We start from the raw sequence: 18,505 nt of genomic DNA, 5'->3' as shown, positions 1-18,505 counted from the left end.
TCTTCCATCGGGCTCGAACACCGCATCCGCGCGCATGCGTTGATCTGTCGGCTGCTGCTGACCCGCGTCGTCAAACCTTGGCGGGGCAAAGTCGGCGGCAGATCAGCTGTGAAACCAGCCGTCTCAAGCAGGTCACCCTGGCCGGCGAGGCTGGCATGATCCTCCAGATCACCCCGATCTGCCGCCCAGAAGGCGTCTACCAGGCGCTGTCGGCGCAGGCAAATTGCGCAGTGCGGAGAGATGCCCAGCGGCATTACGACCGCACAGGCCTTTCAGCGATCCCCGCGTTGGGGCTGCTCCGTGAAGAACGCGGGGATCGCAGGTCACTACGGAGGCGGCCGCGGCCGATCGCGGGAACGGCGGGTCGCCTTCCTCATATGAGGATCATGTAAGGATGTCTTCGACGCTGGTCGCGGTTCGGAACTGAGCCGGATTGTCGCCGATGGCGATGGCCTTGAAGTGGGCCTTGCCGCACTCGATCTTCGCACTCTCCTTGTCGCGGAGGTCGCCGAGCTGTAGGCCGCCCTTGGTCTCCACGACCAGATACAGCTTCTCACCGTCCTCTGTGTCGATCAGGATGGCCCAGTCAGGGTTGTAGAAGCCCAGCGGAGTCGGGACTTTGAAGTCTCGGGGAAGCTTGGTGTACACCTTGACTCGGTCATTCGCTTCGAGGTCCTCGGCGAAGCCCTTCTCGACCAGGGAGTCGTAGAGGACGCTCTCCATCACCGACTTCTGGACGTCGGACAGCATGCTCTTGAGGTATCCGGTGAGTTCCTCGGCTTCGAATAGCTCCTGGACGCTGTACTCGCTGTCGCCAATGCGCTCGTACTTGATGCCTTGAACCAGTGCAAGCTGCTTGCAGCGGTTGATGGCCTCCGCGGCCTGTTCGATGAACTGCTGTGGATTGCGGCGAAAGTCGTTAAGTCTGCCGCTCGCGACGACGATCCTATGGATGCTACGTCGGGTGAGGTGCGTGCGATTCTGCAGATCGGTGAGGAGGTCAGGCAGTTCAATATCCGACTCGTTCAGCGTGACAGTGTCGGCACTATGGGTCTGCGCTTTGGCCAGCACCCCGGCCTGACCGATGGAGAGATCCGCTTTGCGCCACTGGAGCCGCGTCTTTGGAATCGGCGGAGCCCCTCGGAGCGCGTCCGTGCAGTCCTTTATGAGCTTCTCGTTGTCGAACTGGACCCGATAGGTGGTCCTGTACTTGATCCGGTCCCAGAGTGCCTTGAACTCCTCGCTGTAGAGGACCTCCTTGCGGGCCCTGATGGAACGTCTCTCGTCCGCGTTCTTGATCTCCAGGCGACCTGCCAGCTTCTTGATGACTTCCGTGATCTGCGGCAGGTGTGCCTTCAGCGGCTCCGGCACTGAGAGGGTGCCGTCCTTGATGACCTGCCGCAATGAATCCTGAACCCGGCCCTTGCCGTCGACATAGCCCTCGGCCTTTAGGTAGTTGACGAGGAGACGCGACTTTTCCGCGCCTAGTTGCTCGGCCTGTCCGTCATCGCCAACGATGACGATCGCGGCGAACTCGTCCGGCCGGATGACACCGAATCGGATCCCCGTGTCCGCTTCGATCTCCTTCTGCAGGTTCTCGGCGAACTCCTCGTAACTCTCTGTAGCGATAACCGTCAGCGTGTTGTATTCGAACCCGCGGACCCGCTCACCCTGCTGATTCACGCAGAGACGGAGACCGCGGCCGATGGTCTGACGGCGTTCCCGCTCCGATCCCATCTCACGGAGGGTGCAGATCTGGAACACGTTCGGGTTGTCCCAACCCTCGCGGAGCGCCGAGTGGGAGAAGATGAACTTGAGCGGTGTATCGAAGCTGAGAAGACGCTCCTTGTCCCTCATGATGAGGTTGTAGGCGTCCTCCGCGCTCTCACGGCCGCTCGCGTTGCTCTCGCTCGTGTCGATCGCCCGCTTGGACTTCTTGTCGATGGAGAAGTAGCCGTCATGTACCTCTTCCGCTGCGGCGTCGAGGTCAACCTTGTCGAACAGAGTCTGGAATTCGGGCCGACGCGCGGCTCGCCGGTACTCTCGCTCGAAGATCTCCGCGTAGGCGCCCTTGATCTCGTTCCCGCCGGCGTCGTAGGCGCGGTATCGCTCGACCGAGTCGATGAAGAACAGGCTCAGCACCTTGATGCCATGCGAGCGCAGCCGCTGCTCCTTCCTGAGGTGCTCCAGGATCGTGCGACGGATTAGCTCAGTCTGTACCGCAAGCGGATCCACATCCCCCCAGGCTTGTCCAGGCCGCAGGAACTGTTCACCGCCGGGCACCCTGAGCTCGACGTATTCGTCGCCCTTCGCGGCGCGGATCTCACCGATGGCGCAGTCCGCGTAGACACCGCGGTTGGTGGTCTGCCTAAGGTCGTCGCCGTCCTGGACGCTCACCTCGCGCCGCTGAACGTGACCGGCGATCTCGACGTCCAGCTCGACCTTGGCAGTGATGACGCCATTCTTGTTATTGGTTGACAAGAGTCGGACGTAGGGCCGATTGTGTCCGTCCTGCACGGTGGCGGCGGCCACCTCGATCTGCTTGACCAGCTTCTGCTGGTAGGCGTCGACGGCGTCGAGCCGGTAAACCATGTGGTGTTTGTCCACGTGGGTGGCGGAGTAGCGGAGTGTGCAAAGGGGGTTCATCTCACCGAGCGCGGTCTTGCCTGCGCCCTTGAGCCCGCCGTCGACGCTCTGCGGCTCATCCACGATCACGATCGGTCGGGTTGCCTTGATCAGCTCGATCGGGCGCTCACCACCGAGCTTCTCGGTGTCCTTGTAGAGGTTATTGACGTCCTTTTTATTGATCGCGCCAACCGTGGTGACCATGATTTGAACCTGCGGGCTGGTCGCGAAGTTGCGAACCAGGCCGAGCTTGGCAGAGTCGTAGAGGAAGTACTCGAACGGGACACCGTTGTAGAGGGTCTTGAAGTGCTCCCCCATGATCTGGAGGGACTTGTAGACACCTTCCTTGATCGCAACCGACGGCACGACTATGACGAATTTAGTAAACCCATACTTCTGGTTTAACTCAAAGATCGTGCGCAGGTAGACGTAGGTTTTCCCGGTACCCGTCTCCATCTCTACGGTGAAGTCACCCGAGGTCAGCTCTGCGGAGGTGACCAGCCCGTTCTGCTTCTGGATCTCCCGCAGATTGCTCAGGATCTCGTCATCGAGCAGGGTCAGCCTGTTGCCGATGCCCAGATCGGAGACGCCGAAAAGCGCCGAGCCTCCGCTCTCACGGACAACCGTGAACTCGCTCCGGCAGATCTCCTGCCCCTGGAAGAGTCCGCAAATAGCGTCGATTGCCGCGCGCTGGTAGTCGAGATCGGCCTCGAAATGCAGCTTCAACGCAAAACCTTCCCTACAGGCTCTCGACCTTGACGAAACCGTGCTGCTTCAGGATCTCCGTGGTGTTGGCTTTCGCCACGTCGTCGGTGAAGGCGCTGTCCCGGAAGACCACCGTGCTCTCAGTCGCAGGGTCGAGCTCCTTACGCCACTCGACGATGCCGAGCGCAAGCGTCTCCGTCACATCCGGGGTGATCTCCTGCCCCAAACAGGCGAACAGTACCCCTCCGACGGTGTAGACCGTCTTGCCCGCGATCTTCCGTGTCTCGATCGGGCTGCAGAGGTCTACCCCGCGTTTGATTAGCACCTCGTAGAGAAGGTCTTTTTCGTTACGGCCGGGCAACAGGTGCTCGACGTGCTCGAATATAATCTGCTCAAGATTTTCTGCGTTTGGATCCCAGGCGCGCAGATTGGAAGCATCCAACTTAAACATCTTGAAGCCGAGGTCGCCCTCGAATAGAGGGTTTTCTTCTCTAATTTCTTGTGCCGCCATTCGCAGGCGCCTAGGAGTTATCTGTGCAAGGCTTTCAGTGGTCGCCTCCTCGGGTAATTGAACAAGAACCAGTCTCCTATTTCCGGCCGTAATCGAGTTCAAGCGATAAACTGCATGCCCCGTGGTTCCAGATCCCGCAAAAAAGTCCATAACGACATCATTATCATTATTGCGAGTAAAGATCTGGACGAGATATTGAATTAGCAGCAAGGGCTTGGGGTATGGAAAATTAATGCCCCAATTGGCCAGTCTCATGCTGTTCTGCTTCGACGTGCCCACGTTTCGAATTACCGAAACAACGTGCCCTCCATTCTGCTGCCGCTGCTTGTACACATAGATGGCACCTTGGGCGGTGAGTGCAAAGCTGGTTTCCTTTCCCGCGCCATCTTGAATGGGAATACAGCCATTATCGATGAACAGCTGCAGAAGATTTCGTGAACTCCAGCCGCTTTTAACCCTGCCAGGCTTTTCCAGCTTACCGTCTTTCACAACTAGATCATCCAAGATGTGCGGCCATGCATCCGTCCGTTCCTTAATCATCCCATTATCAAAGACTGCCGGGAATCCTTTCGGCAATGTCACAATCGATGGTGGGTTTGCTGGGCCATTCTTCGTGATTGTGTTTTCTACTCGATCTTTATAAAGCTTGCTGGTCTCTTCGATATTTGGATCAATAACTTCTGGTGAAGCAATAGTGGCCAGATTTCTTGCATATGCGAGCACATACTCGTGTACGCCCTTGATCTTGCTCTGCTGGTCTACGTTTCCTTCATTGTTCCATATGAATTGACAGAGAAAATTCTCTTCGCCGAATATCTCGTCAAGCATGAAGCGGAGAGATGCTGCCTCCACATCGTTGATCGAAACGAGGATTACTCCTCCATCCTCTTTAAGGAGGTTGCGGGCCAATTTCAGGCGAGGGTACATCATGTTGAGCCACTCGGTGTGGAAGCGGCCGGAGGCCTCGGTATTACTAGACAGCGTGTAGCCGTTACCGTCTACTTGTCCGGTCAGCCGCAGGTAGTTCTTGATATTGTCCCGAAAGTCATCGCGATAGATAAAGTCCTTGCCCGTGTTATAGGGCGGGTCGATATAGATCAGTTTGACCTTGCCGGAGTAGCTCTTTTGGAGGAGCTTCAGCACCTCGAGGTTGTCGCCCTCGATCATGAGGTTCTGGGTAGTGTCCCAGTCCACGCTCTCCTCGGGACAGGGGCGCAGAGTACCGAGGCTGGGGGTGAGGGCAAGCTGCCGGGCGCGGCGCTTGCCGTGCCAGTTCAGGCCGTACTTCTCCTCACGCTCCTCAACAACCCCGCCGAGGAGCTGCCTCAAGACCTCGAAGTCGATCTTTCCTTCGGTGAAGGCTTCCGGGAACAACGCCTTGAGGTGCGTGAGGTTCGCGGCGGTGAGGTCCATCGAGCTGAACTCCGGGTTGCCAGCGGTGATCTTCTTCACGAGGGTTCGCTCCGTGGTCATAGGTGGTCGCGAGCCGCAGCGCACTCGGCCTTGAGGCGTCCGATCTTATTATTTAAGTCGATCTGGCGCTGCATTTGCTTTTCCTTGCCCGCCTGGGCACGCAACCGCAACAGCTCGGTCTCCAGCCGGGCGTAGTCGCTCAGAGCGCGCCGCCGCACAGCGGCCTGCTCCCGGGTTGCCGCCAGGGAGAATGTGCCGGTGATGCGGGCGGCGTGGAGCGCCTCGACCGTCTCAGTCCAGTCCAGGTAGAGGTCGCGTAGGGTGTATCGCGGCTGACGTGAGAGGGCGAGGGCGTCCAAGAAGGGCTGGAGCAGGTCAGAGGTGACCCCAGCGTCCAAGGTGACCTCGGTCGGCTCACCCTCGATGACGAATGCCTCGGCCTCGTTAAGTGACCTGCGCTTGCCGACAAGCGACAACGTCGCGGACTCGCTCTGCTCTGTGACCAGCACTACGGGATAGGGCACGGCCCGGTGGAGTAGCACGTTGAGCCGGGGCGACCTGGCACCTTCACGAAGCACTGCCGCCAGAACCGGGATCTCGAGATACTCGTGCTTGTCGTCGCGATAAGCGGCGATACCTACGGTGTTCGGCTTGAGCGACGCCTCCCACCGGAGCTCCCCAACCACGGCGTTGATCTGGCGCTTGTCGGCCGCGGTGAAGCGGCCGTGCTCCACCAGCTCGGACTTTGGGACACGCTTGGCGATCGTTGTATCGGCGGGCAGCCCAAGGGCTGCGATCAGATCCGCTGCCCTCATCAGAGCTCCTCGGAGAGCACGACCAGGAAGGCGGTCACCTCGAAGTCGTTGACGCCGGCGAACTCGCCCTTTAGCGCGTGAGTGCCACCCGGAGTGAAAAGGCTCGCGACGGCGCGCTCTTCGCTCCTGCCGGTGACCGATCGCACCGCTCCGGCAAGGAGCTTCTGTGCGGCATGCATGTCCCGGCCACGCGCGGTCGCCTCGTCATACCGTGCGTAGGCCGCCGTGTCGGGCATGTCGCGGCCTGACCCCAGACGCTTAAGCCGGTCGAGGATCTGCCGGGCCTGAACGTGCCGCAATAACACAGCGCCGTCGCTACTCATGTGGACGAGGTAGTAAGGAGCGAGCGGATAGCCCGGCTCGGCGATTCGGGCGGCGGCTTCGCCTTCGACGCGCAGGCAGAAGATGACGCCGGGCGGGATGTCCGCCTCGCCGGTGGTGATGACCGCGCTCGTCCCCAAGGGAAGCGCGTCCAACTCGCCGGGATGCGCTTTGAGATACTCTGCGAGATCGATCCGGAAATCCGTCAGCGTCATGTCGGTGATGGAGATGCCGTTAGACAGGTCCTCCAGGTCGACGACGGAGTCCTGCATCTTCAGGAGCTGTTTGCGCCGGTATTCCAGATCGTTCATCTGGTCTCCGGCGTCCTGCTCGATCAGGTTCTCCTCGCCGGTGGCGGAGATGTCCAGCAAGACCATCCGGCCGCTGACGCGTCGCTCCAGGTCGATGTACTCCTCCAGCTCCATGTTGGGCCAGAAGTTGACCAGCTGGATCTGCTGGTTAGTCGAGCCCAGACGGTCGATCCGGCCGAAGCGCTGGATGATCCGGACCGGATTCCAGTGGATGTCGTAGTTGATGAGCCAGTCGCAGTCCTGCAGGTTCTGGCCCTCCGAGATGCAATCGGTGGCGATGAGCAGCTCAAGCTCCCCTTCCGCCGCGAACTCTTCGGGGCGCTCCTTCGAGCGCGGGGAGAACGCGGTCAGGATGGAACCAAGATCCTTATGCAGGCCGGGGAGTGTGGTCTTGTTGCCGCCGGACCCCGTAACCAGGGCACTTTCCACGTCCAGGGTCTCCTTCGCCCAGACCGCGAGCTCGGAATAAAGGTAGGCGGCGGTGTCAGCGAAGGCGGTGAAGACGATGATCTTGCGGTTGCCGGCGTTGATGGGGTTGTCGCACTTGCTGCCGATGATGTCGCGGAGGGCGTGCAACTTGGCGTCGCGGCTGGCGTCAATCTCCTGAGCGGCCCGGTGCATGGAGTTGAGACGTTGCCGGTCTTCTCTCAGGTCCTGCGTGAGCCGTACAAGATCGAGGTCGGTGAGCAGGACCTTCACCTTCCTGCCGACAAGGAGGCTCTCGAAGGTGGGATCATCGATATCGAGTTCGGTGATGTCGGGTTCCTCGATCTCACCGGACTGCGCCGCGATGCGGTCGAGGAGATCGTCGACCGCATGCATCATGCGTTCCACCGTGAGCGCGAACGAGTGGACGGAGCTCTCCAGGCGCTTGAGGACATTGACCCGCATCAGGTTGATGAGGCTGCGCTCACGGTCGACCTGTTTGAAGATCCCTTTCCCGCTGCCGAGCTTGGTGGAGTACTTCGCCTCATACTCTGCCTGCTTGTGCGGCAGGACGTACTGCATAGGGGCGTAGACGCCGAGGTTGAGCTTGCGGATTTCGAGGTTGAGCTCCCGGATTGGACGGAACTCCCCGGCTAGGTCGACGTCGAGCTTGAAGTTAAGTGGCTTCAGGCGCTCGGGGAAGTGCCCGACCTCCGCGGTGTCGTAGTACTTCTCGATGTGACGACGGGAACGGGCGATTGTGAGTTGGTCGAGCAGGGTGAAGTAGTCGAAGCCCAGCATCTCCACCAGCCTCGCGGGGGTGCGGTCCTCCTCCGCCAGGTCTAGCCAGCGGTTGAACTGCTTCTGCGCGACCTGAGTTGTTTGGTTGATACTGGTGATGCCGCGCTCAGAGAGCGCGTTGTCATCTCCGGCCGTGGCGAAGGCGATCTGGTTTCGGAGGTCTGCCAGGCGGTTGTTCACTGGTGTCGCGGAAAGCATGAGCACTCGGGTCTTGACGCCCTCCTTGATGATCTGGCGCATCAACCGGTCGTAGCGGGTCTCGCTGCCCTGCTTCGGGGACTTCTTGTTGCGGAAGTTATGGGACTCGTCGATGACGACGAGGTCATAGTTCCCCCAATTGATATGGGAGAGGTCGATGTCACCGGAATGCCCACGCTCACGCGAAAGGTCGGTGTGGTTGAGAACGTCGTAGTTAAACTTGTCCGAGGCGAGGATGTTGCGCTTGTCGTTAGCTGTGTACAAGGTCCAGTTGTCGCGCAGCCGTTTCGGACACAGGACAAGAACACGGTCGTTGCGCAGCTCGTGGTACTTGATGACGGCCAGTGCCTCGAAGGTCTTACCCAGGCCGACGCTGTCGGCAATTATGCAGCCGCCGAAGCGGTTCAGCTTGTCGATGGCTGCGACAACACCGTCGCGCTGGAACTTGTAGAGCTTGTTCCAGACGACTGTCTCTCGGATACCTGTGGCAGAATTGACGATTTTCTCTTCGTTAAGCTCGTCATCGCGTTCACCAAAGAGGTGCTGGAGGATCAGGTGATAGAGGGCGGAGGCATCTTTCTCTGCGGCGATCGACCGCAGTGCCTCCACGACATCGGCGCGGGCGTCTCTGCTTCCACCCAGAGACGCCCATTGTGCGTCGAAGAAGGCGGCCAATGCCGCACTCTCCATCCTGCTCTCGGAGGCGTGGATGATGTTCAGTGGGTTTCCGGGTGTGGTGCCCAGCCCCTGCGTGCTGAAGGCCAGCGCGCCGGAGATCGTCTGCTGGGGCGAGGCCTCTGCGTCACGGAGTACCAGGCTCCCCTGAGGGATCGAGCCTCGCGCACGCCGCACCTCGCCTTGTCCTTCAAGCCAGTCAGCGGTTCGGGCAGCCAGCCATCGAGTCCGCAGTTGGTTTCGGGCGGCTCGATCTTCCGGACCTCCTAGGAGGGCAAGGGCGGCGCCGTCCGCCGGGAGAAGCACTCGGAGCTTTGTCAGATTGGCCAGGGCGTCTTGGAGTTCGTTGAAGGCGAAGAGGGAGAGTTCCGAGGTGATCATGTCCAGCTGGTTGCCAGGTTGGAGCCACGGGCGCATCAGGTCGATGACGCGATCTGTTCCATGATTGGCGACAAGCCTCACGTTGCTACTTCCTAACCCATAGGTGTTGGACGTGATCCCCGACCTCGGTCAGCTGAAATGTCCAGCCGTACCCCGAGACGTGCTGTTGATATTGTTCATGATTTTTGCGCTAATGAGTAATTCGCGGCACAGGTTCCCCAGAAGTCACTGCTGTACGGATCCCGGTGAGAGCGAGCATAAGTTTCGGTGTCCCCAGGGCCGCGATGAGGCTGGGAACGTTCAGGCCGAGCGCAGTGATCTGGGCTGCCGTGGAGCCGTCATGTCGGCGGAGGGTGACCTCTTCGGGTGTGTGGTCCCGGTCGCTGGCGTAGAGGATGTGCGCGGTCGGGGTCTCGGTTGAGCCCACGTGGCTGAGCGCCGTCGCGTAGGCGAAGCTCTGGTACAGGTCGGCGGGCTTGATCTTGCGGTCGGTGTAGAGCTTGTACTTGACGTCCACCGACCGGCGCCAGGCCGTCTGCCCGTGCCCTCGGGTCAGCTGGATGTCGGGCGTGATCGTGGTGTACCGCCGCCCGTCCCGGTAGCCGATGCTCTCCTTCAGCTCGGGCTGGGCCCGGACGGCGATGCCCGTGCCGTGGAAGGCCTCCTCCAGTAGCCGAGTCACGAAGGCCTCGAACAGGGAGTTCAGATCCAGTAGAAACGTCTGCCCGCTGGGGCCGCTCGTGGCGTACAGATCGGCGAAACCGCCGTGCCCAAGCAAGAGCAACGCCCAGCAGTGGGCTTGGCGGTAGTGCTCGTTGTGACGGTGATAGGTGAGCACCTGTGCGGCCAGCCGATGGTCCACGACGACGGCTGGGCAGAGGCTGGAGAACTCGGTGGAGGCCCGCCGGGCCCGGGCACGGACTTTCTCGTCGGCGGTGGTTCGGGCGGCCAGGTCCAGGGCCGTGGTGCACAGCTGGTTGTCGAGGATGTTCGCGTCGAACTCCTCAAAGCGGCATTCGAGCCGGTCAAGCTGCCCGAAGCGGCGCAGGAGCTGCCGGTCGTGAAGCAGCCGGCCCCGGACGGCGGGGAGGGACTCCTCGCGCCGGACGTAGTCGCGGCGCAGGCCGTGCCGTAGAAGCGCTTCGCACTCGACGGTCAGCAACAGACACACCAGGTCGCGTAGGTGAGGACCAGCACCGGGGAGATCCCGGACCGTGTCCAGGTGACGCAGGGCCGACAGGCCGCTGGCGTAGTCGAGCATCCGCAGGACGGCCAGCTCACGCCCGACCAGCTTGGGCCGGATGTGGATAGACGCGCAGTCTAGGGAGACCACCCCGACGTGCGAACCCGCGGTGATCTCCAGGTCGCCGTCGGCGAGCCAGCGGAGCTCCAGCCGCTTGCGCAGCTCCGGTGAGACGGCCAGGTCGCGGTCGGCCGGGCTGGGACGTAGCCCGGCGACTCGGACGGTCCGGTATTCGTCCAGTTCAACGATCGTCATCGCTGGCTCGCGTCGACCTGAAGTTCGGCGTACAGCGCGTCGAGGAGTTCGTCGTCGTTGAGGTCGTGGAGGCGGTGGCCCACGACGTCCACGATGTCGGCGCCCAGGAAGCGGGCCAGCATGGAGAAGTCGTCGTAGGCGTACTCCTGCAGGAGCGGAAGTATCTCGTCGCGGATTACCGCACCCAGGACGGTCTCGTCGTTGATGGGGGAGCCGCCGGTCAGGAAGAAGGAGTGACCGATCTGGCGTTCGCGGCCGAGTTCGCGAAGTACTCGGAGGTTGAGCTCGCGTAGCAGGTCGGCCAGGTGGACCTTGCCGACGTGGAAGCCTTCCAGAACTGAGGTGTCCGGCAGGAGTTCCACGAACGAAAAACGGCGGCGCAGGGCCGAGTCGAGCAGGCGGATGCTGCGGTCGGCGGTGTTCATGGTGCCCAGGACGTACACGTTCTGCGGGACGCGGAACTCTTGGCCGCTCTGCGGGAGGATGAGAGCCAGCCCGCGCTTGTCCCGTTCGAGCAGGGTGATCAGCTCGCCGAAGATCTTTGGCATGTCGCCGCGGTTGATCTCGTCGATCAACAACAGGTACGGGTTACCAGGGTCCTGCTCGGCGGTCTGGCAGATGCGTTTGAAGACGCCGTCCACCAGCGACAGCCGCAGCCCGGCGGCGCCGTCATCGACGGGCCGGAACCCTTCGATGAAGTCCTCGTACCCGTAGGCGGGGTGGAAGGTGACCTGGGTGAGGTAGGCGGCGGCACGTCCCTGACGCGTGGCAAGCCGATCCAGGGTCGCCCGGAACTCAGTGCTGCCGTAGTCGGTGTCGGCGGGCGACAGGCCGTGCCCCAGGCGAGTCGAAAGCCACCAGACCGCGAAGCGCAGACTGGTGTAGGTCTTGCCCGTGCCGGGCGGGCCGTACAGGACAGCTTGGCCCTTGCGCTCCAGGGCATCGGCCAGCTTGGTCAGATACGGATCTTCGATGGTGATCGGGACCGGCATTGTCGTTGGTTCGATCTCGGGGGCAGTCCGGTCGTTTGACAGGATGACCCGCCATAACCGCTGCGGGACGTCCGCGACGGTGACCATGCCCCAGCGTTTCTCCGGTTCGGGCAGGGTCTGAGCGTAGGAGGTGTCCCAATCTACCGTCACAGTGTGACGCTGCTCCGCACGCTCGTCGTTCCAGATATAGCCAGGGTCAGTTACGGTGCCCAGGCCGAGAACCTCGTGAGTACCTCGGTTGGCGATGACCCGATCGCCGGGCTTCAGCTGCGTGAGCCGCCACAATTCCCGAGCCTTCGCGGTCATCTTGCTCTGGTTGCCATACACATTGGCGTAGACGACGCGGAAGGTGTCCATGAACTCTTCTTCCGAGGTGAAGGCCGTGAGATCACCGATCTCGTCCCAGCCGACGCAGATGTAGCCGCCGGCCAGGCACTCCTCCCAGTGCACGCCCTCCTTACCAGGAGAGATCTTCACCATCGAGAAGCCCTGCCGGGGGTCAGACCACCAGTAGAGGAAACGGGCGATCTCCAGGGTGTGCCAGCCGGTGAACAGGCCGGTGTCGTCGGTTATCTTCTTCAGCAGCTCGATAGCGGCGAATCGGCCGAGGTGCTTAGGGTCATGGTCGGACAGCAGCCTGATGAAGTGGTGGACGTGGTCCTTGCCGAAGATCGGCAGCAACCGGTGGGGGAAGTAGACATAACATGCCTTGGCCGCTACTGAGGCGCCTGAGCGGAGGGCGTCGATCTCGTCGACCACTTGCAGGTTGCCCGCCTCGACCGCGTCGAACGCATCCACGAAGCCCTGACGGACGGCCGCCCATGCAGCCTGCTCGTTGGAGTACGCGGCATCGTGATACCAGGTCTTGTCCTTCTTCTGCAGGAAGATCAGATGCTTGCGGGCACTGCCGCCGGTAATGTTGGCGATCGCCCGCGTACCGAACTCCAGGCGGTAACAGAAGGCGTTCTTGTAGTCGTCCACGCCCAGCGCGTAACGCTCCAGCGGCATAGATGTCCAGCCATCTCGGGGAAAGTCCCGTTGCGTCCGCTCGATGTCGTCCTTAGCTTGGGCGACGCGGTCGGCGACGGATGTCCGGTCGAACTGCGCGAAAGCCTCGTCGAGCGGCAAGATCCGAGTCCCCGAGATCGGTTTCAACAGGCAGCTCTCGCAGGTGCTCGTAATGGGAGCTCCCTGGCCGTTGAGGAGGCCCGCCTTCGCCGCGAACTCGCGGCGTGACTGCCTGTCCGCACTGGGCGCGGAATCGATGAGGCGGCGCCAGGTCAGACCGTCGGGATCATCGTAGAAGCGCCAGGTTTCCTGCGCCCCACCCTCAAGGTGGGTGCAGTCCTCCAGATGATGCAGGGCATAGCCACGGCCCGAGCAAATGACGCGGCCGGTGGATGGGACGAGGTCGTAGTCCCGGCCCTCGTAGTGGATGATGTGCTCGGTCATGGTGCTCCTGGTCAGGCAGCGACGGTGGTTGGCGAGGTGGGCGAGGGCGGCCTGATTGGCTTCCCAACCGTTCCGAATACTTCATGAGAAGGTTGAGCTGCATTCCGCTGGTGGAGAGGTGGTTGTCGAGCAGTTCCGGGATGCCGAGCTTGGTCCTAACCGTCTGCAGGCCGCGGAGCCCAGACTTGGGCCTCGTCGTTACGGCCCTGGGTTTGCAGACACGTCGGCGAGCCGGTCGTCATGGCCGGGCACTCCGTAGCTGTTGAACTCAAAGTGCGTGCTCGGCCGCACGTAGGGCGAGTTAATGATCCGTTTCTCAATGACATGGTCAGACACTCGCCACCTCCTCGTCTAGATCCTCAAGCAGCCTAGCGACGCGTAGCAGCAAGTAGTAAAGAGCGGCCGAAGTGTGATCTCAAATGGCGGCTTTCATGTCGAAACCTGGCTGAGGAACGCAACGTGCCACAAGCAGCGAGCGCTGTGGGTGGGCATCTCCTCGTCGGGCAGGCGTAGCCATGCCGGGCCGGACGCCTGGGGTCAAGCCGTCGGTCGTGTGTGCATGCGTCCCGGTGACCTTCCTCGCCTGCTGGTTGGCCTGCCCGCACTCGGCGGCTTGACCTCGGGCGGTTGGTCCGGCATCCCTCGTGGTGGCCGGCGAGGAGATGACCGCCTGGCCACCCGTACCCTTTCCGGCTCATCTCCAAGGAGGGCCGGGGGTGCAGGGGGCGGAGCCCCTTGCGGTTCTTCCCCGGCTCCTCGGCGGACATGTCCGCGTCGTCCTGGTCCCGGTGCTGGCTTCGGTGATCTTTGCTCGTCTGGGGCGTCCGGTGTCGGTGGTTCAGGAGCGCGCGGGCGGCGTCGGCCGGGACCGGCCGGAGAGCCGCATGCCCGGCCGGCTGGCCGACCGGCGCGCGACGCGGGCCGCCGCAGGCGGACCGCCTCGATGGCGAGAAGAAAAGTTGCTTCCGGCAGTGATCAGGTGTGCCTGTCGTGTCCCGGGAGATGCTTGACACTCCGGTCCCAAGACATGGGTGACAGGTGCCGTTGTCGGTCAGTCTGGCGTGCGTCGTTTGCGGGCGTCGCGCGTCAGGAGGCCGGGATTGGCCCTGGTGGAGTTGTCCGTTGTCGAGCAGCGGTATCGGGCGGTGCTGGCGGTGTTGGCCGGCGCGACGGTCACCGAGGTCGCGCGCGAGGTGGGAGTGGCGCGGCAGACGTTGTCGGGGTGGGTGTCGCGCTATCGGGAGTCGGGCCTTGGCGGGTTGGTGGATCGCTCGCGGCGTCCGCTCTCGTCGCCGTCGCAGATGCCGGCGCAGGTGGAGGTGCTGGTGTGTGAGCTGCGGCGGCAGCATCCGCGGTGGGGTCCGGTCCGGCTGGCGCATGAGGTCGCCCGGCGGGGCGTGGTTCCGGTGCCGTCGCGGATGGGGTGTATCGGGCGCTGGTGCGTCATGGCCTGATCCAGCCCGGGACGGGTCGTCGTAAGCAGGTCTTCCGCCGCTGGGAGCGGGACGCGCCGATGGAGCTGTGGCAGATGGACATCGTCGGCGGGGTGTTCTTGGCCGATGGTCGCGAGGTCAAGGTGGTGACCGGCGTCGATGATCAGTCCCGCTACTGCGTCATCGTTAAGGCGGTGCTGCGGGCCACCGGGCGGGCGGTCTGCCTGGCGTTCGTCGAGGCACTGCGCGCGTTCGGGGCGCCGGGTGAGGTGCTGACGGACAATGGCAAGCAGTTCACCGCGCGGTTCGGTCATGGCGGTGAGGTGCTGTTCGATCGGATCTGCCGCGACAACGGCATCACCCATCGGCTCACCCAGCCGCGCTCGCCGACGACCACGGGGAAGGTGGAGCGGTTTCATCAGAGCATGGGCCGGGAGTTACTCGACGACGCCGGCCCGTTTGAGGATCTGGCCGCGGTGCAGGCCGCCTTGGATGCCTGGGTGGCCGGCTACAACACCGTCCGGCCGCATCAGAGCCTGGACATGGCCTGCCCAGCCGAGCGGTTCAACCCGGTCCCGGAGGCTGAGCGGGACCTGCTGCCGCTGCGGGTGCCGCCCATCCTGACCGGGGCGCCGCAACCCTCATCTGCCGCCGCTGAGCCGCCTGTTGAGCTGCCTGCCGATGTCGCCGACCCCAGGCACCAGGAGCCGCCCGGTGAGGTCAGCGGCGATCAGGCCGGGGTCGGGCAGGTGGAACCGGCCCCGGTGTCTGCTGTGTGGCAGGGCGGGCCGATCGAGTTCGAGCGGGTGGTGCCGCCCAGCGGCAACCTCGGCGTGGCGGGCAAGCAGTTCTGGCTCGGGACCTCCCGCGCCGGGCAGGTGCTCACCTTCTGGGCCGATACGGATGTGATCCATCTGCTGGCCGGTGGGGTGCGGCTCAAGAGCCTGCGTTCGCATCTGTCGACGGCGGACCTGGCCGCGTTGTTCGCCCGCGGTGGCCGTGCCGCCGGGCCGTCCCCGCTGCCGCAGGCCGAGACCGACGCTGCGCTCGAGGTCGAGCGGACGGTGACCAAGTACGGCATGGTCAGCCTGGGAGGGCGCTACCTGCTGGCCGCCGAGATCCTGGCCAGGCGCCGGGTCACCATCCGGATCGAGGAGACCACGCTGATGTTCCTCGACCCCGACACTCGAGAGCTGCTGCGTACCCGGCCCAACCCGCTGATCTGGCCCAAGTGCTTGCTGCTGCGAGGTGCCCGTCCCGCCGGTCCGCCTCCTGTGCTGGCCCGGTCACCGGTCACGGTGCAGCGCCGGGCCAACTCCTTCGGTGTGATCATGGTGTGCCGTCAGACCGTCTCCCTGGGCCGCCGGCACGCCGGCGAGGTCGTCACCGTGCACGTCAGCGACACGACCTTCACGATCGACCTGGACGAGGGGCCGCGCACGGTGCGACGGACCACCGACATCCCGATCCGGAACCACAAAGCTCACCGACCCCGCAAGGTCGACCATGTTTCCTAGATCACCTGTCGTCCATGTCCTGGGACAGAAACGTCAGGCATCTCATGGGACTAGACAGTCGCGGGACGTGTCGTCAACGGAGCGGTTCGGCCGTGGCCCAGACGCGTTCGAGGCTGGTGAGGTAGACGACTGCGCTGTCTTCGTCCTTGGTGGCCGTGAGGTACAACACGGGGGCTTGAGCTGCTGGTGTGCCATAGGCGTGGACATTCACGAGAAGCTCGCTGTCGGCCCGGTAGATGGAGTTGTAGAGCGTTGTGCGGTGGAGGCGGATCTCCACTCCGTCGACCTCCTGGAGCGGCCGGTACAGCATGAGGGCGTTCCGTACTCGGGCGGCCATGACGTCGGCTCCGATCCCTTCTTCGTCTCCTCGGGCGGCCACCTCGGGACTGTCCGGGTCGCCGAGAAGGACGCGGATCTTCACGCCTACCTCGGCTCTGCCGGCCAGCAGGCGGATCATGCCGGTGTCCTCGGCGAGGAACAGGCTGCTGTAGGTCAGGATGTCGACCTCGCGACTCGCGCCCTGGAAGAGCCGCCGCCAGATAGCCTGCGGTACGACCCAGCGGTGGGGATAGACGGCTTTCACTTCGTGGGAAATGGTTCGCCGCGGTTGGGCGACGTCGGGCCACAGGTCCCCCTCGTCGAGTTGCAGCATGTCGGCGAGCGCCCAGCGGTGGCGCGGGTAGGGGATTCGGCCTTTGAGCCAGCGGTCGACCGTCTTGGGGTCCACTTCGAGGGCGGCGGCGACGTCGACGGTTCCGAGTCTGGCCCGGGCAAGGGCATGGCGCAGGGTGTCGCTCACGGGGTGTACCTCCTGGGGGCGGCGGCTCTGCCTGCGAAGTTAACATGAGACGTCCCTAGACGTCCCTCAGTTGCGGTGTAGAGGTTCCCCCGCCTCGACGGAAGCTCGTTCGGCATGGGCGCGATGAACGCGCCCACCGCCAAGCCGAAAGGAGCGTGTCAGGGCATGGAGCAACTGCGGCCGATCCAGAAGCGGCAGCGCGAGTATCAGGAACAGCTCTTGACGGAGCTGCGGGATGAGCTGGAACAGCGCGGGACCACGGCGGTCCTGATCCTGGATGAAAAGAACCGGCCCGCCCTGGACGTGACCGACAGCCGGCTGCGGCCCCGCCGTGTCTATGTCCATCTGGCGTTCTTGTGGTTCTACTGGGGTGACCAGCATGACGAGCGGGTCTCATGCCTGCGCCTGCTGCTGGCGGCCGACCGGATCGAGAAGGCTGCGCGGGACGGCTGGCGCGAGGGCGAACAGGGAGAGCTCGGGATCGACCTGACGAAGATCCTCGATGCACACCGCTCCTGAACGGCGCAAGGCGTGGCTGACCGGGCAGCGCGTCTCCGGCAAGCTGGCTGAGCGGCTGCGCGAGCGAATTACGACGGGTGTCTATCCGGCGGGGCGGGCGCTGCCCTCGGAGACCGCTCTGACGGCGGAGTTCCGCATTGCCCGCAACACAGTGCGTCGTGCGTTGCGGACCTTGGAGTCAGAGGGGTTGATTGTGACGGTCCCCTCGAAGGGGCGGCTCGTGCAAGGCGCTGACGCGCCGGTCGATGCCTCATATCGTTACCAGCTCATCGCCCGCGAGCTGCGGCGGCGAATCGAGCGGGGCGACCTCAGCCCCGGAGACCTGCTGCCCAGCGAAGCCGAACTCCGGTGGCTGTATGAGGCGTCGCGCAACACGGTGCGGCAGGCGTTCGCGGAGTTGGAGCGAGAGGGCCTGATCGTGTCCCAGCAGGGCAAGGGCCGGTTCGTGCAGCACCAGGAGTGAGACGTCCTGGGACGTCCGGGTTGGAGCTCTAGGTCAGGGCTGCGGAGTGCCTATCGTCTGTCTCATGGGACAAGCTGAGTGGGCGCGTGATCTGGCCGAACGACTCCTAGCCAAGCCGTTGCCCCGACGCTGGGCGCACACCCAGGGTGTTGCGGCGCGGGCCGCGTCCCTGGCCCCGATCCTCGGCGAGGAGGCCGACACGCTGGCAGCCGCCGCCTACCTCCATGACATCGGCTACTCCCCGGAGCTGGTCGACACCGGGTTTCACCCCCTCGACGGCGCCCGCTACCTGCGTGATGTGGCGGGCGCCGACGAGCGCCTGTGCCGCCTGGTCGCCCATCACTCCTGCGCCGTCAACGAGGCCACCGAACGCGACCTGTACGACGCCTTGACCAAGGAGTTCGCCCCAGAGCGGCGAGAGCTGGCCGACGCGCTGACTTACTGCGACATGACCACCGGCCCCGACGGCCGGCACCTCGACGTACATGAGCGACTAGCCGAGATCCACTCCCGTTATGGCCCCGAGCATCTGGTGAGCCGTTCCATCACGACCTCTACGCCCTGCATTCTGACCGCGGTGCAGGCGGTCGAGATCGCGTTGGCTGCGCAACGGGCCTGAACCGCCCGACTGCATTAGGCGATCTGAGGTA

10 protein-coding genes and 1 pseudogene are annotated in these 18,505 nt (G+C 63.4%); 4 read left to right on the top strand and 7 right to left on the bottom strand.

The genetic code is table 11. The features are described 5' to 3' along the window. Positions 1–384: 384 nt before the first annotated feature. The 6 genes from AAH991_RS14290 to AAH991_RS14265 all read right to left on the bottom strand — a co-directional run bounded on the left by AAH991_RS14290 (position 385) and on the right by AAH991_RS14265 (position 13,124). Entirely contained in the window at positions 385–3,351 is a 2,967-nt protein-coding gene (locus tag AAH991_RS14290) for a type III restriction-modification system endonuclease (protein ID WP_346226279.1), read from the bottom strand. A 13-nt stretch (positions 3,352–3,364) separates the two neighbouring features. Next, positions 3,365–5,293, bottom strand: a complete 1,929-nt coding sequence (locus AAH991_RS14285; RefSeq protein WP_346226278.1) for a site-specific DNA-methyltransferase — start codon at positions 5,291–5,293, stop codon at positions 3,365–3,367. 17 nt (positions 5,294–5,310) lie between these two features. Further along, entirely contained in the window at positions 5,311–6,069 is a 759-nt protein-coding gene (locus tag AAH991_RS14280) for a DUF4391 domain-containing protein (RefSeq protein ID WP_346226277.1), read from the bottom strand. Beyond that, positions 6,069–9,263: a helicase-related protein gene (locus tag AAH991_RS14275; protein WP_346226276.1), complete on the bottom strand. Its 3,195-nt coding sequence runs from the start codon at positions 9,261–9,263 to the stop codon at positions 6,069–6,071. The genes AAH991_RS14280 and AAH991_RS14275 overlap by 1 nt, the downstream gene beginning before the upstream one ends. A gap of 109 nt (positions 9,264–9,372) precedes the next feature. Next, the gene (locus tag AAH991_RS14270) at positions 9,373–10,680 is read right to left on the bottom strand and encodes an McrC family protein (RefSeq protein WP_346226275.1); all 1,308 of its coding nucleotides are present in this window, start codon (positions 10,678–10,680) and stop codon (positions 9,373–9,375) included. After that, positions 10,677–13,124 carry an McrB family protein gene (locus AAH991_RS14265; RefSeq protein WP_346226274.1) on the bottom strand — a complete coding sequence of 816 codons (2,448 nt, stop codon included), beginning with the start codon at positions 13,122–13,124 and terminating at the stop codon, positions 10,677–10,679. Before AAH991_RS14265 ends, AAH991_RS14270 begins: the two co-directional genes overlap by 4 nt. Positions 13,125–14,239: 1,115 nt before the next feature. Here AAH991_RS14265 and AAH991_RS14255 point away from each other — a divergent pair. Continuing rightward, positions 14,240–15,594: pseudogene (locus AAH991_RS14255) on the top strand (IS481 family transposase); the annotation flags it as partial. A 553-nt stretch (positions 15,595–16,147) separates the two neighbouring features. On the opposite strand, the gene AAH991_RS14250 reads toward AAH991_RS14255, so the two are convergent. Continuing rightward, positions 16,148–16,873 (bottom strand): XRE family transcriptional regulator, encoded by a 726-nt coding sequence (locus AAH991_RS14250; RefSeq protein ID WP_346226273.1) that lies wholly within the window; start codon positions 16,871–16,873, stop codon positions 16,148–16,150. A gap of 165 nt (positions 16,874–17,038) precedes the next feature. Between AAH991_RS14250 and AAH991_RS14245 the strand changes: the two genes are divergently transcribed. The 3 genes from AAH991_RS14245 (at position 17,039) to AAH991_RS14235 (ending at position 18,474) form a co-directional block, all read left to right on the top strand. Next, positions 17,039–17,392: a hypothetical protein gene (locus AAH991_RS14245; RefSeq protein WP_346226272.1), complete on the top strand. Its 354-nt coding sequence runs from the start codon at positions 17,039–17,041 to the stop codon at positions 17,390–17,392. After that, a complete protein-coding gene (locus AAH991_RS14240) occupies positions 17,376–17,855 on the top strand; it encodes a GntR family transcriptional regulator (protein ID WP_346226271.1) in 480 nt (159 codons plus the stop codon). Before AAH991_RS14245 ends, AAH991_RS14240 begins: the two co-directional genes overlap by 17 nt. 64 nt (positions 17,856–17,919) lie before the next feature. Next, a complete protein-coding gene (locus tag AAH991_RS14235) occupies positions 17,920–18,474 on the top strand; it encodes an HD domain-containing protein (protein ID WP_346226270.1) in 555 nt (184 codons plus the stop codon). Positions 18,475–18,505 lie beyond the last annotated feature (31 nt).

Origin of the sequence: Microbispora sp. ZYX-F-249 (genome assembly GCF_039649665.1) — a bacterium.
Classification (GTDB): Bacteria; Actinomycetota; Actinomycetes; order Streptosporangiales; family Streptosporangiaceae; genus Microbispora; species Microbispora maris.
Note: the sequence above shows the minus strand (reverse complement) of the source record. Positions and strands in the feature narration are given on the sequence as shown.